We start from the raw sequence: 13,691 nt of genomic DNA on the forward strand, positions 1-13,691 counted from the left end.
ATGTTTATATGTTTAACCTTTCAAAACATAAAACTTCTATTAAAACTGAAATTATGGCAGGTATTATTACCTTCTTAACAATGGCATATATCATTGTCGTAAACCCTGTTATCCTTGGAGATGCAGGTGTTCCATTTGAACAAGCATTTACAGCAACAATTATTGCTGCTGTTGTCGGAACATTATTTATGGCAATCTTTACAAACTTACCAATCGCAATCGCGCCAGGTATGGGATTAAATGCTTACTTCTCTTACTCTGTTGTAAAAGCGCATGAAGGCATGACTTTCGCAATTGCATTCTCTGCTGTATTCGTAGCAGGTATGATTTTAATTTTGCTATCATTTACATCTTTCCGTACAAAATTAATGGAAGCAATTCCTGAAAACTTAAAACATGCAATTACTGCTGGTATCGGGCTATTTATCGCCTTTATCGGCTTACGTTTAACAGGTATCGTTACAAAAAATGATGCAAACTTAGTTGGACTTGGTGATCTTCACTCTCCTCCAGTTCTACTAGCATTAGCTGGACTTGGAATTACTATTATCCTTATGTCTTTAAATGTAAATGGCGCACTATTTATCGGCATGCTATTAACTGGTATTATCGCTTTCTTCACAGGACAATTAACATTCTCAAACGGTGTTACATCAATGCCTGGATTACCAGAAGGAATTATCGTTTCAAATCCAATTACTGCTGTATCTGACGTAATTAACTACGGATTATACGGCGTTGTATTCTCATTCTTCCTTGTTACACTATTCGATACAACAGGTACATTACTTGGCGTTGCACAACAAGGTGGATTTATGAAAGACGGAAAGCTTCCAAAAGCAGGACGAGCTCTTCTATCTGACTCATTCTCAGCAACAATTGGTTCTATGTTCGGAACAACACCATCAACAGCTTACATTGAATCATCTGCTGGTGTTGCAGCTGGTGGTCGTACTGGTTTAACAACTGTTACAGTAGCTGTTCTATTCGCACTAGCAGCATTCTTCGGACCATTAGTAAGTGCTGTTTCTGGTGTATCAGCTATTACTGCACCATCATTAATTATCGTTGGTAGTCTTATGATGGGCTCTGTTCGCCACATCGATTGGGACGCATTTGATGAAGCATTCCCAGCATTCTTAGTAATCTTAAGCATGCCACTTACATCAAGTATCGCAACAGGTATCGCACTTGGATTTATTTCCTACCCACTTATGAAAGTGGCAAAAGGTAAATTCCGTTCTGTTCACCCACTTGTATATGTATTCGGAATCTTGTTCGCTTATCAATTGGTATTCTTACCACATTAAAATCCCTCATAAAGAGGGATTTTTTTATACATAAAAAAGTAGCGCATCGAAATTCGATGCGCTACTTTTCTTTTACAACAATTATTCAAACTATAAAGGCATCTCCAAAATATGAAGGTGCTTATAACCTTTTAATACTTCTCTTCTACCTGTAATTCTTTACTGCACTTTTGAATGAAAACCGATAAAATAACCATTACTATGCCCACACTAAAACCAATAAGTTGATCTAATAGCATTTCATCATGAATAAACCAGCGAAGTAAAAATACACCACCAAAAATAAGCAACATAGTAAATCCAGTATGTCTAAGCCCTTTATATACATTTTCCATATGTATCACCTCTCCACATACTTTTATCCATATTATACCACACACCCATCAAGCAAACGTATCGTCCTCTGGCAGTATGCAGCTACCTTTTGGTCATGTGTAACAACTAGCACCGTTTTCCCTTGTTTATTAATTTCTTTTAAAATGCTCATGATTTTTTCTCCGTTTTCTTGATCGAGAGCACCAGTCGGTTCATCCGCGAGTATAATTTTTGTGTCTTGTGCTAAAGCCCTTGCTATCGCCGTTCTTTGCTGCTCTCCTCCAGATAATTCGTGGGGATATTTGTTAATATGCCTCTCCAGCCCTACCATCTCAAGCATTTCTTTTGATATTTGTATACGTTTCTTATGAGCAATTTTTCTATATATAAGCGGGAGCATTACATTTTCAATAATTGTATAATCATCTAGTAGCGAAAAGTTCTGAAACACAAATCCAACTTCCTTATTTCTATACTTATGATAGTTTGACTTTAATGTACTCGTATCCATGCCATCTAAAAAATACTTTCCAGTAGAAGGGCTATCAATTAAGCCAATAATATTAAGTAAGGTTGATTTCCCTGAACCAGATGGTCCCATAATGGCTATCATTTCTCCTTTTTCTATTGTAAGATTAATATCTTTTAAAGCACTAAAATTACTCTTTCCGTATCCCTTAGCCACATTTGCGAGCTGAATCATCTATAACACCTCTTTCATATATGTATTTTTTATTTTTAGTACATTGAAATAAATGATTGCATATATAACGAGGATCATTACAAGTGATAAAGCAACTATAACAACCAATGATTCTATAGAGACTTTTAACGTTCCAAAGAAAGATAATATACTATTTTCTAGCCCTTTCTGAATTTCAATTACTCCGCTATTCTCCCATTGAAAATACATAATTCCTATACATATAGATAAAACGAATAACAACATATACTCAATAACAAACGGAAGACATAGTTGAAAAGTACTTGCTCCTAATGCTGATTTAATAGAAATATTTTTACGTTCCATATAAAGCGTGGCCATTGATGTTAATAAAATAGATATAAATGAAAAAGATAAGACTGTACCGCTTAATAATAAGGGATATGACATATTATCAATGCCTTGCTTTTCATTTTCTAATAATTTATCCGGATTTGTAACATAATACGAATACCCCTTACCTTCTGTTACCTTTAATACTTTCTTTTGAAATTCATTCATATTTATCTTCTCATTTGTTTCTATAATTAACCCATTGTATAAAAGGTCTACACTATAGAACTCTATTTCTTCTGTTCCAATTGGTAAAATCGCCATGTCATCTAATAATGTAATACGATTATCCGATATTTCACCGCTTCGAGGATATGTAAATGCTGAATTTTTTTCTAAAAAGCCAATTACTTTTAGTTTCATTTTTCCAGATGGTATGATATCACCAATAGATGCCTTTCCTTTATAATTAGCCCCTAATATAACAGGTCTACTATCAAATACTGATTTATGAAATTCCGATTCCTCAAAATATCTTCCTTGCGAAAGACGTATATGAAAATATTTATTAATATCTTTATCCACAAGCAAAGTTTTTATCGTTTTATTTTCTTTATTTAAGGTAAATGAATATGTAAGAAACAAATAATTTGTTATATTTGTAATCGGTATCGTATTAGATAATCCTCTCATGAAATGTTGATAGTCATCTTTTGCTTTTTCTTTGCTAAACAACGTTATATTTTGTGTTGCATACAGCTCGTAGAAATTTTTATTAGTCGATAAATTATTTGCTACCGTCATCATTTTTCGATATCCCGAAAGATTACTAACAAATTCTATTGCTGAAGAAAATGCAATAATTAAAGAAATTACTATAATCAAACTTGGTAACAACCGTTTTTTCACAGACCGTATAGAATCAAATATAAAAAACATGACGACCTCCTACGTTCTTAAATGTTTTCCGGGATATATATTTATAACGTGCTTGATTGGAATTACAGTAACAAAAAATGTAAGAAAAATTATAAAAACAACATTACATATCAATACATATAGTGTTAACGGTTTTACTAAGTATGTCTGAAAATACGTATGAATTGTTCCCGAAAATATTTCTAGCGTAATAAAAACTAAGAACATCGCTGCTAGAGAAATAAACAAAATTTGAATATATAGTTCGCAGTAAACAGATATATTAGAAGCACCTACTGCCTTTTTTAATGAAATCTCTCTTTCTTTTTTATAAATCCAAAATAAAACCGCAGAAATGCCAGAAACAATTGCAACAAGAATGAATTTATAATAATACTTATTTGCTGGATCTATATGTGTCACATGTAGTTCCTGAAGATCTCGTTCATTCAGTATTTGAACATCTCCCGAAAGCACTTCTTTACTCCTATCCATAAACTTTTTTATTTCGTTATGAATAGATGATGTAGGATTAACAACTGTTAATTGTAATTGTTTACTCGCGATAATACCTTTTTTAGATATAGTAGGTAAGTTTTGAAGTGGAACGTATATGCCTGCTACACCGACGTCACTGTCTTTTCTCGATATAGTTCCTATTTTTTTATATGTATCATCAAATTCATATAATTCCTCTACATTCGTTTGATCGCCAACAACCATATCGTTTACATTTTCACGATAAAAATATTGTCCCTCAGAAATATATGGCTTCCAATAATAATCATCTTTTAAGTTCACAGCTATGATCTTTGTTGCCCCTGAACTATTTAATGCTTTTAAATGCTCTACGTAAATATCACTTTTCACAAAAGTATCTTGTATGAAAGGAATTATTTCTTCCAATTCAGTTGCATTCGCTATCGGAACAGTTAAAACTTGATTCTTCTCTGGAAAACCGATTTGAAAAGCAGATATAAAGTTTCGTTTAGACTCTGTTAAAAGTGCGGCTATTGATATAGAAAGAAAAGAAATAAAAAATGACATAAGGAGAATTAAGAAAAACAGTTTATTGCTTTTTATATTTTTAAAAGCTAGGTACATGTCTGTGCTCCTTTTAAATAAGAAGGAGATAATGAACATCCCCTTCTCCTTATCCAAATATTTATAAAGACAACTGTTTAATGCTTTTTACCACTGTAATCGTAAGTTACCATTACTATCAAAAGTACCTTTGTGTGTATCTTCTTGATAGTCATTATCCTCATTCGCATAATGCTCCGAGTATACTCCTTTTGCACCAAAGCCGTTAAACGCATCGTTACTCACAGTAGCATTTAATGCCCTTCCCGATTCATAAGGTCCTAATTTATCCGAGGCACTTTCAATATATGTATAACTTCCATTTGAATTAATAAAAGAAATCGTTACAGAACAATGGGATGCATTTTGATTCGTAGTAGTTTGAGCTCTATAAGATAGCAGATTATCGTTTTTATGAACGCTTAACGTTGAGTAGAAGGCACTAGTTGAGATTGCTGTTGCTAATAACACGAATGTTGTTATTGTAAAAACTTTTCCCTTCATAACAATCACCTCTTAAATAAATAATTCAATAGTGCTACATCGTCATAGTATCTTTCAATCGCATGTTCCTCAATAAGAAAACTATATGTTTTACAAACTCTTAAAAAGCTTAAACATTTATACATTTTTTAAAAACAATATAAAAAGACTGCAGAGAACTCCATCTCCACAGCCTAATTATTATTTTTGCAAAAACGCCTGCAAATCTGCAAATTGTCTCTTTGCATCTTCATAGCCTTGCTCGTATAAATTTTGTAGTTTTGCTGTATCTTTTTCCATACGATCTACTTGAAGCGGCACTTCTGGGCGAATAACAAATAAATTACCAGCTTGCTCTTCTTTTTCAATATAGTGTAGTGTTTCATTATACACTTCATAACGATTGAGCATCGTGTTAACAAGATTCGGATATTTTTTATAAGCTTTTCCTGCAATCCATCCGAATTTTGATTTTTTCTTCGCGTAACCATGATTTCTCGTTAAAATAACGACTGATTTTTCAAATCCATCTTCCTGTGCTTTACGAACTGGAATTGGATCAGAAATCCCACCATCTAATAACTGCTTACCACGATAATTTACTACCGGTGCAATGAAAGGCAATGAACTAGACGCTTGTAATAAATTTAGCGCATCATCATTCGTTCCTTCTTTTTCAAAATAAACTGATTGTCCTGTTTCACAATCCGTCGTTCCTACAAGGAAACGCTCTGGGCTATTAAAGTATGTTTCAAAATCAAACGGTACATGCTTTTCTGGAATTTCATGAAAAATGAAATCCATATCAAATAGTTGACGTTTTCTCCATAAGTTTTTATACGATAAATATTTCGGATGTGATGCGTAATCAATATTGACCGTTTTATTTCTATTTCTTTGTCTGGAAAGATACGACGCTGCATGACAAGCACCAGCTGATACACCAATTACATATGGAAAATATAAATCTTGTTCCATAAAGTATTCTAATATCCCGCCCGTATATACACCACGCATACCGCCGCCTTCTAATACTAACCCCGTACTTTCAAGCATGTTACTCTCTCCTCTATATATATTGACTCTTTAATTATTCACCATGTTAAGTATCTTTTTCTATTATATATGAGTTCTTTCAGAAATTATATTGAAAAGACTTGAGAAAAAGGAGTTTTTTCTTCCAATTATATTTCCAAATAATCGGAGACATCCTTTATAAACCTTTGAATAAAGTCTTGCTCTTCTTTCGTATATCCATCTAAAAGTAACAACCACTTTTCTTCAGCTTGCTTATGCAATTTTTCATGAGCTATATATATTTCATTTCCACTTTCCGTTAAGCGGAAGAAGATTTCTTTTTGATTATCTAACATTTGCATCTTCTCAACGAATTGCTTTTGAAACAACTTTGTACAAATTTTAGAGATTGCTCCCTTCGTCATGCCCATTTCTGTCGTAATTGCCGTTACATTCATCAAACCATTTTTTCCGATACATTCGATTACATGTAACTCAGATAATGACATGCCACTTACACCTGTCTCACGAAGAAATTTCTCGTTTTGTCGTTTTAAATGTTCTTCTTTTTTATGCAAAAGTGTACGAATGTCCGAAAGTATTTCCATTTGTTTCGTTGCATGATCCAATCCGTTCGCCCCCTAAGTTTCCAAAGAAACAATTTAACTATATATCATTTTAAAATTATTTTTTCATATTTACAAGTGAGAAAAACATGTTAAAATAAATTTAGTTTCCAAGGAAACTAAATTACAAGGAGGTTAACATGATGAAAAAATCTAAACTAAATTTCATTTTATATGTTATCTGTATTAGTGCCTTACTTGGTTCCTTCGCTCAAAATATTTATACACCTATCTTACCGATGATTCAAAATTCATTTCATACTTCTCTTTATCTTGTAAATGTAACAGTTTCACTTTTCACATTCGTTCTTGCGATTATGCAGCTCATATATGGACCTTTAATTGATACAAAAGGGAGAAAATCTGTCCTTATCCCTAGTTTAGTCATTAGTACAATTGGTTCAATCGGATGTGCTTTTTCGGCGAACATTTATTTATTTCTATTTTTTAGAGCTGTTCAAGCTATAGGAATAGCGGCTATACCTGTAGTTTCAGCAACGATTATCGGCGATTTATTTGAGGGAAAAGAACGAGGTAAAGCGATGAGCCTATACCAAATGTTACTTGCCCTCGCACCTGCAATGGCCCCTCTCATAGGTGGTTATCTCGGCAGTATAAATGGTCACTTATCTGTATTTCTCTTTTTATCTATACTTGGCATTATCTTATTAATTATAAACATTTCACTACTTCCAGAAACAAAGCCAAATGTAATTAAGCAGTCTAAAGCACGAAAGAATTACTCTCTTATCTTAAAAAATAAAACTGGATTTTCTATTACTCTTATTGGCTTCATTCAATTTTGTATTTACTTTTGCTTCCTCGTTTTTTTACCGAGCATTTTAACAAATTCATTTCACTTAACTGCAAGTGAAATTGGTCTTATGTTTGTACCAATGTCTCTTTCTATTATGCTAGGGAGTTATTGCTACAAGTTTTTGCAAAAACGCCTCACAACAAAGCAAGCTTTATTTATTACGAGTTTCTTCAATATTATATGTGTCGTTTTATTCTCTTTCACATATAGCATCAATATCCCATTCATCATTATCGCTACATCTTTGTACGGTTTTAGTATGGGACTTTCTATGCCAACTCACACTACTTTATTAACAGCAGAATTCGTACAAGAGCGCGCAACAGCTATCGGTATGTACAACTTCATCCGCTATATTGGTATGGGCACAGGGCCACTTATAGGTGGATTTCTTTTATTTAACCAAAATCACTTTTGGATTTTCTTCCTAGGCGCAATTATATTTTTACTTGTAATCTTATATGCAATGAAAATGCTACGCTTTCATGCTGTACAAAAAGTAAAATAGAGCCCCCCAAAAAGGTCGGCTCTATTTTACCCTCTTTGATCCGCAACAATATGAATATCAATATACTTTGTTTGTCTCATAATTTCATTTACAATAGAGCCTTTTCGTATTTCTTCCCATCTTGTTCTTGCCGATTGTCCAAGTAAAATTTGCGTCACCTGTAATCTTTTTGCCACTTCAATAATAACATCTGCTGGCTTTCTTCCCTTTGCTTCTTCTAATATAAAACTTGCATCAAATTGATTCGTTAGCAACTTCCACTCTTCAATCGTCTGCTTTTTTCCAGCTGAAATAGAATCTATATTTTCCCTCTCAACGTTTAATACGTACAATTCAGCATTTAACCGATCAGCCATGCGCCATCCCCGTCGTATTAATTTCTCCGCTGTTGAACTGTATTGTACACAAACGAGAATTTTTTCTTTTACACCAATCGGTTCTATTACTGTTTGGCTAATTTTCTCGTCCATATCATCAGCAACTTCTCGAAGTGATAATTCCCTAAGTGCTCCTAAATTATTAAGTGTAAAGAAGTTTTGTAAACTTTGCTGAATTTTTTCTTCTTTATATATCTTTCCGTCTATTAGTCTCTTCCTTAATACCTCGGGCGTTGCATCAACAAGCTGAATTTCATTTGCCTTTTGTAAAATAAAATCTGGAATTCGTTCTCTTACTTTTACATTCGTAATTTGAGCTACAATATCATGAACACTTTCTAAATGTTGAATATTAAAAGCTGATAATACCGATATACCAGCCTCTAACAATTCCTGCACATCCATATAACGTTTTTTATGCTTAGAACCAGGAACATTACTATGTGCGAGTTCATCCACTACAACTACTTGCGGTGCGCGTTTTTTTATTCCTTCCACATCAAGCTCATAAAATACCTTTCCTTTATACTGTATTTCTTTCAAAGGAAATTTTTCTAAATCAGCAATTGCTTCTTCCGTCTCTTTTCTTCCGTGCGTTTCAATTAAACCAATTACAATATCAATTCCATCTTTTTTCATCTCTCTTGCATCAAAGAGCATTTTATAACTTTTTCCTACGCCTGGAGCTGCCCCTACATATAGCTTTAACTTCCCGCGGTTTTGCTGACGAATATATTCTAAATATTCCTCTGGCGTTCGCCTTTGAAACGTCGGTTTATAGTCATCTGCATACAAAACATTCACAACCTTTCTTTCGAAACAACGCTACCTCAATCCATTAGATTGAGGTAGCACTGTTACTATTTCAGTAGTTTCTGTAATTCTAAATTTAACTTTAAAACGTTCACGCGATCTTCTCCTAATAAACCAAGTGCTGCACCTTCTGTTTGATCTTTAATCAACTGATCCAGCGTTTCTTTCGGGATTCTCGTTAATTTCGAGATGCGCTCTACCTGTACGGACGCCGCCTTCGGACTAATATCAGGATCTAGCCCTGAACCTGAATTCGTTACTAAATCGATCGGCACTTCTGTAACTGGAACAGTTGGATTTTGTTTCTTCCACTCTTCAATACTTTTCTCTACCCGTTTTGCTAAATCTGGATTAGATGGTGCATAGTTATTTGAACCAGATGCTTCAGCCTTATATTCAATACTAGAAACACGCCCTTGAAAATAACGTGGATCCGTGAAGTTTTGCCCGATTAATTTAGAACCAATCACTTCATTTTTATCATTATATATTAGACTTCCATCCGCATTATCCTTCATCACTGCTTGTGCAATACCAGTAACAATAAGTGGGTATACAAGTCCACACAACACTAGAAATGTAAAAGTAATACGAATAATTGGTGATACTATACTTTGTTTCTTCTCCATCTTTTTCCCCTCTTCCTTATATGAACAAGCCGACAATCATATCAATTACCTTAATTCCAATGAACGGAACGATAACTCCACCAAGCCCATAAATAAGTAAGTTTCGGCTAAGCAATGCATTAGAACTCATCGGTTTATATGCGATACCTTTCATCGCTAACGGAATGAGTAATGGAATAATAACAGCGTTAAATATTAATGCTGATAAAATCGCTGACAGTGGTGATGTTAACTTCATTATGTTCAATGCTTCCATTTGCGGAATTGCAAGTGTAAACATCGCTGGAATAATCGCAAAGTATTTCGCTATATCATTCGCAATACTAAATGTCGTTAACGCACCACGCGTCATTAACAATTGCTTACCAATTCCTACAACCTCAATAATTTTTGTCGGATTCGAGTCTAAATCAATCATGTTCGCCGCTTCTTTCGCTGCTGTCGTACCACTATTCATCGCTAATCCAACGTCAGCCTGTGCTAATGCTGGAGCATCATTTGTACCATCACCTGTCATCGCTACAAGTTTCCCTTTATCTTGCTCTGCTTTAATAACAGCAATTTTATCTTCTGGTTTACACTCGGCAACGAATTCATCTACCCCTGCTTCTTTTGCAATCGTTGCTGCTGTTAACGGATTATCACCTGTACACATAACCGTTTTAATCCCCATTTGGCGTAACTGTTCAAAACGCTCACGCATACCCGGTTTTACTGTATCTTTTAAATAAATTAAACCGTAAATACGATTATCTACTGCAACTACAAGTGGTGTTCCACCCTCTTTTGAAATTAAGTCTGCTTTTTGATTTACATCTTTCGGAATTGTTCCGCCTTGTGACCCAACCCATTCAATAACGGCACCTACAGCACCTTTTCTCACTTTCGTTCCGTCTTGTAAATCAACACCACTCATTCTCGTTTCTGCTTTAAACGGAACAAACTCACCTTGTTCTGCAAGTTCTCTATTATATGATATAGATTTTCCCTGCACATACTCGATAACAGATCGACCTTCTGGTGTTTCATCTAAAACAGAACTAATAGCAGCCCACTTTCCAACTTGCTCAATCGTTTCATTTCCTACAGGCAATAATGTATGAGCCATCCGGTTCCCAAAAGTAATTGTACCTGTTTTATCTAAAATAATTGTATTAATATCGCCCGCAGCTTCTACTGCTTTCCCTGACATCGCTAACACGTTAAATTTTGTCACCCGGTCCATCCCAGCAATACCAATCGCTGATAGCAAACCACCAATTGTCGTTGGAATTAAACATACTAACAATGCTACGAGTACAGCTGTATCAATTTGAAAACCTAAATAATTTGTAAAAATCGGCAACGTCACAACGACAATCAAGAAAATAAGAGTTAAGCTCGTTAATACTGTATTTAAAGCAATCTCATTCGGCGTTTTTTGACGAGCAGCTCCTTCTACTAAAGAAATCATTTTGTCGATAAATGATTCACCAGGATTACTCGTAATGACAATTGTAATTTCATCACTTACCACCATCGTTCCACCTGTTACGGAACAAAAATCACCGCCTGCTTCTTTTATAACAGGAGCTGATTCCCCTGTAATTGCAGATTCATCTACAGACGCTAATCCTTTAATAACTTCACCATCATTCGGAATCATTTCTCCTTGTTTTACGATAACAACGTCACCTTTTCTAAGATCAGTTGCTGAAACTTGGACAATGTCTCCATTTTCTTTTACAACATTTGCAAACACATCTTTCTTCGACTGCTTTAAAGAATCGGCTTGCGCCTTACCACGACCTTCTGCTAATGCTTCTGCAAAATTTGCAAATAAAACTGTAAATAATAGAATAAGAGAAACTGTTATATTAAACCATCCTGGTATACTACTAGAACTGCTTGGAATAAAAGATAAAATGAACGTAATGATAAACCCAATTTCCACAACGAACATAATCGGATTCTTTATCATGACTTTCGGATTCAATTTCGCAACGGATTGTTTCATCGCATGTGTTACGATATCACGATCCATCGTTTTTGCTTGTCTAACTTCATCTTCTACAGCATGTATTTGTGACTTATTTAATTGTTTTTCTTTTACTACTACCGGTCTCATCATTTACCCTCCATTACTTCAATGTAAGAAATTCTGCAATTGGTCCAAGTACTAACATCGGGAAGAATGTTAATGCACCGACAATTACAATTGTTCCGATGAAGATGCCACCAAATAAACTATTATCTGTACGGAACGTTCCGACTGTTTCTGGCACTACCGCTTTTTCTTTCAGCGAAGCTGCCACAGCCAACATCGTAATTAAACTGAAGTAGCGTCCTAAAAACATAACTAAACCAGTCGTAATATTCCAAAACGGTGTATTATCTCCTAATCCTTCAAATCCAGATCCGTTATTCGCAGCTGACGATGTATATTCATATACAACTTGCGTTAAACCGTGGAAACCGGAATGAGAAATAGCATCCGTCCCTAAATTTGTTGAAAGAGCTAATGCCGAAAATCCTAAAATGAGCAATGGATGAAATAAAATCGTGACCGCAATTAATTTCATTTCCTTACCTTCAATCTTTTTACCTAAAAACTCTGGTGTCCGTCCAACCATTAACCCAGATATAAACACTGCAATAATTGCATACATAATAATGTTTACAAAACCTGCTCCAACGCCGCCATACACTGTATTTAACATCATATTTACAAGTGGAACTAGACCGCCAATTGGTGTTAATGTATCATGCATCGTATTAACAGCGCCTGTTTCAGCAGCTGTCGTTACCGTTGCGTATAGTGAAGAAAATACTGTTCCAAATCGTACTTCCTTCCCTTCTGTACTCCCTTGTACATGTTCGATACCCATTCCATTTAATGCCGGATTCCCGTTTAGTTCAGATGTCGTAATTGTTATAAACCCTAGTAAAAATACCATAAATAGTGACACGAAAAGGATGCGACCTTGTTTTTTATTTCCTACCATTCGTCCGTACGTAAATGGAAGTGCTGTTGGTAATAACATCATAAGCATCATTTGCAAAATATTACTCATTTGTCCTGGATTTTCGAAAGGATGCGTAGAGTTTGCTCCGAAAAATCCACCGCCGTTATTTCCAAGTTCCTTAATGGAAACGAATGATGCAACAGGTCCACGTAAAATACTTTGCTTTGCACCTTCAATCGTTTGTGCTGTAACCGCCCCATCTAACGTTTGTGGTACGCCAAGTGCGACAAAAACTAGTGCTGCAATAAATGCGATAGGAAGAAACACTCTCGTTAACGCTCTCGTAAAATCAACGAAAAAGTTACCAAGTTCTTTTCCAGCAAGTCCTCTTATAAAAGCCATAACGAGCGCTAATGTCGTTGCTGGTGCCGCAAACATTAAAAATGTAATCCCGATCAATTGTGATAAATAGGATAAACCATTTTCACCGCTATAATGCTGTAAGTTTGTATCAGCCATAAAACTAATCGCTGTATTAAAAGCGAGCGTAGGCTCCATCCCTTCAATATGCGCTGGATTTAGCGGCAACACACCTTGTAATCTGAAAATGAAATATACAACAACAATCATAAATCCGTTGAGTAAAACTAATGATAATGCGTACTGTTTCCACGTTTGATTGTATTCTTTTACACCCGTAATTTTAAAAATAAGTTTTTCAAAAGGCCCGAATACTTTATCTAGCGTTTTGCTACCTTGAAAAGCTTTTTCTAAATAAATCCCCGTTGGCTTTGCTACTAAAATAAACAAGAGCATTGTAATAATGACTGCAACCCAAATCATAATGAATGAT

The 13,691-nt window shown here is 34.8% G+C and carries 13 protein-coding genes; 2 read left to right on the plus strand and 11 right to left on the minus strand.

Features of this window, described 5'->3' with window-relative positions; genetic code table 11:
- The first annotated feature begins 8 nt into the window (after window positions 1-8).
- A complete protein-coding gene (locus tag C4S65_RS29170) occupies window positions 9-1,310 on the plus strand; it encodes an NCS2 family permease (RefSeq protein WP_061667654.1) in 1,302 nt (433 codons plus the stop codon).
- 131 nt (window positions 1,311-1,441) lie between these two features.
- Here C4S65_RS29170 and C4S65_RS29175 read toward each other — a convergent pair whose 3' ends face one another.
- From C4S65_RS29175 to C4S65_RS29205, 7 genes are all read right to left on the minus strand, one after another.
- Window positions 1,442-1,645 (minus strand): hypothetical protein, encoded by a 204-nt coding sequence (locus C4S65_RS29175; protein WP_000432820.1) that lies wholly within the window; start codon window positions 1,643-1,645, stop codon window positions 1,442-1,444.
- Between the two features lie 32 nt (window positions 1,646-1,677).
- On the minus strand, window positions 1,678-2,328 hold the full coding sequence (locus C4S65_RS29180; RefSeq protein ID WP_000615292.1) for an ABC transporter ATP-binding protein: 651 nt from the start codon (window positions 2,326-2,328) through the stop codon (window positions 1,678-1,680).
- Window positions 2,329-3,561, minus strand: a complete 1,233-nt coding sequence (locus tag C4S65_RS29185) for an ABC transporter permease (protein WP_000465080.1) — start codon at window positions 3,559-3,561, stop codon at window positions 2,329-2,331.
- 9 nt (window positions 3,562-3,570) lie between these two features.
- Complete coding sequence (locus C4S65_RS29190; RefSeq protein WP_061667655.1) at window positions 3,571-4,644, minus strand: ABC transporter permease; 1,074 nt, start codon at window positions 4,642-4,644, stop codon at window positions 3,571-3,573.
- 87 nt (window positions 4,645-4,731) lie between these two features.
- Window positions 4,732-5,127 carry a hypothetical protein gene (locus C4S65_RS29195; protein ID WP_000676994.1) on the minus strand — a complete coding sequence of 132 codons (396 nt, stop codon included), beginning with the start codon at window positions 5,125-5,127 and terminating at the stop codon, window positions 4,732-4,734.
- Between the two features lie 180 nt (window positions 5,128-5,307).
- The gene (locus C4S65_RS29200; protein ID WP_061667656.1) at window positions 5,308-6,162 is read right to left on the minus strand and encodes a patatin family protein; all 855 of its coding nucleotides are present in this window, start codon (window positions 6,160-6,162) and stop codon (window positions 5,308-5,310) included.
- Window positions 6,163-6,290: 128 nt separating this feature from the next.
- The gene (locus tag C4S65_RS29205) at window positions 6,291-6,752 is read right to left on the minus strand and encodes a MarR family transcriptional regulator (protein ID WP_061667657.1); all 462 of its coding nucleotides are present in this window, start codon (window positions 6,750-6,752) and stop codon (window positions 6,291-6,293) included.
- A gap of 140 nt (window positions 6,753-6,892) precedes the next feature.
- Here C4S65_RS29205 and C4S65_RS29210 point away from each other — a divergent pair, with 140 nt between their 5' ends.
- A complete protein-coding gene (locus tag C4S65_RS29210) occupies window positions 6,893-8,074 on the plus strand; it encodes an MFS transporter (protein WP_086406541.1) in 1,182 nt (393 codons plus the stop codon).
- 26 nt (window positions 8,075-8,100) lie between these two features.
- On the opposite strand, the gene kdpDN is transcribed toward C4S65_RS29210, so the two are convergent.
- From kdpDN to kdpA, 4 genes are read right to left on the minus strand one after another with little or no spacing between them, the layout of a single operon-like run.
- Window positions 8,101-9,255: a KdpD-like non-kinase potassium sensor gene (kdpDN, locus tag C4S65_RS29215; protein ID WP_003306340.1), complete on the minus strand. Its 1,155-nt coding sequence runs from the start codon at window positions 9,253-9,255 to the stop codon at window positions 8,101-8,103.
- Window positions 9,256-9,311: 56 nt separating this feature from the next.
- Complete coding sequence (gene kdpC / locus C4S65_RS29220) at window positions 9,312-9,893, minus strand: K(+)-transporting ATPase subunit C (RefSeq protein WP_086406542.1); 582 nt, start codon at window positions 9,891-9,893, stop codon at window positions 9,312-9,314.
- Window positions 9,894-9,909: 16 nt separating this feature from the next.
- Window positions 9,910-12,000: a potassium-transporting ATPase subunit KdpB gene (gene kdpB / locus C4S65_RS29225; protein ID WP_001248005.1), complete on the minus strand. Its 2,091-nt coding sequence runs from the start codon at window positions 11,998-12,000 to the stop codon at window positions 9,910-9,912.
- A 13-nt stretch (window positions 12,001-12,013) separates the two neighbouring features.
- On the minus strand, window positions 12,014-13,681 hold the full coding sequence (gene kdpA / locus C4S65_RS29230; RefSeq protein WP_086406543.1) for a potassium-transporting ATPase subunit KdpA: 1,668 nt from the start codon (window positions 13,679-13,681) through the stop codon (window positions 12,014-12,016).
- Window positions 13,682-13,691: the final 10 nt, after the last annotated feature.

This window comes from Bacillus sp. ok061 (genome assembly GCF_900108285.1).
In the GTDB taxonomy this organism is placed as follows: domain Bacteria; phylum Bacillota; class Bacilli; order Bacillales; family Bacillaceae_G; genus Bacillus_A; species Bacillus_A thuringiensis_S.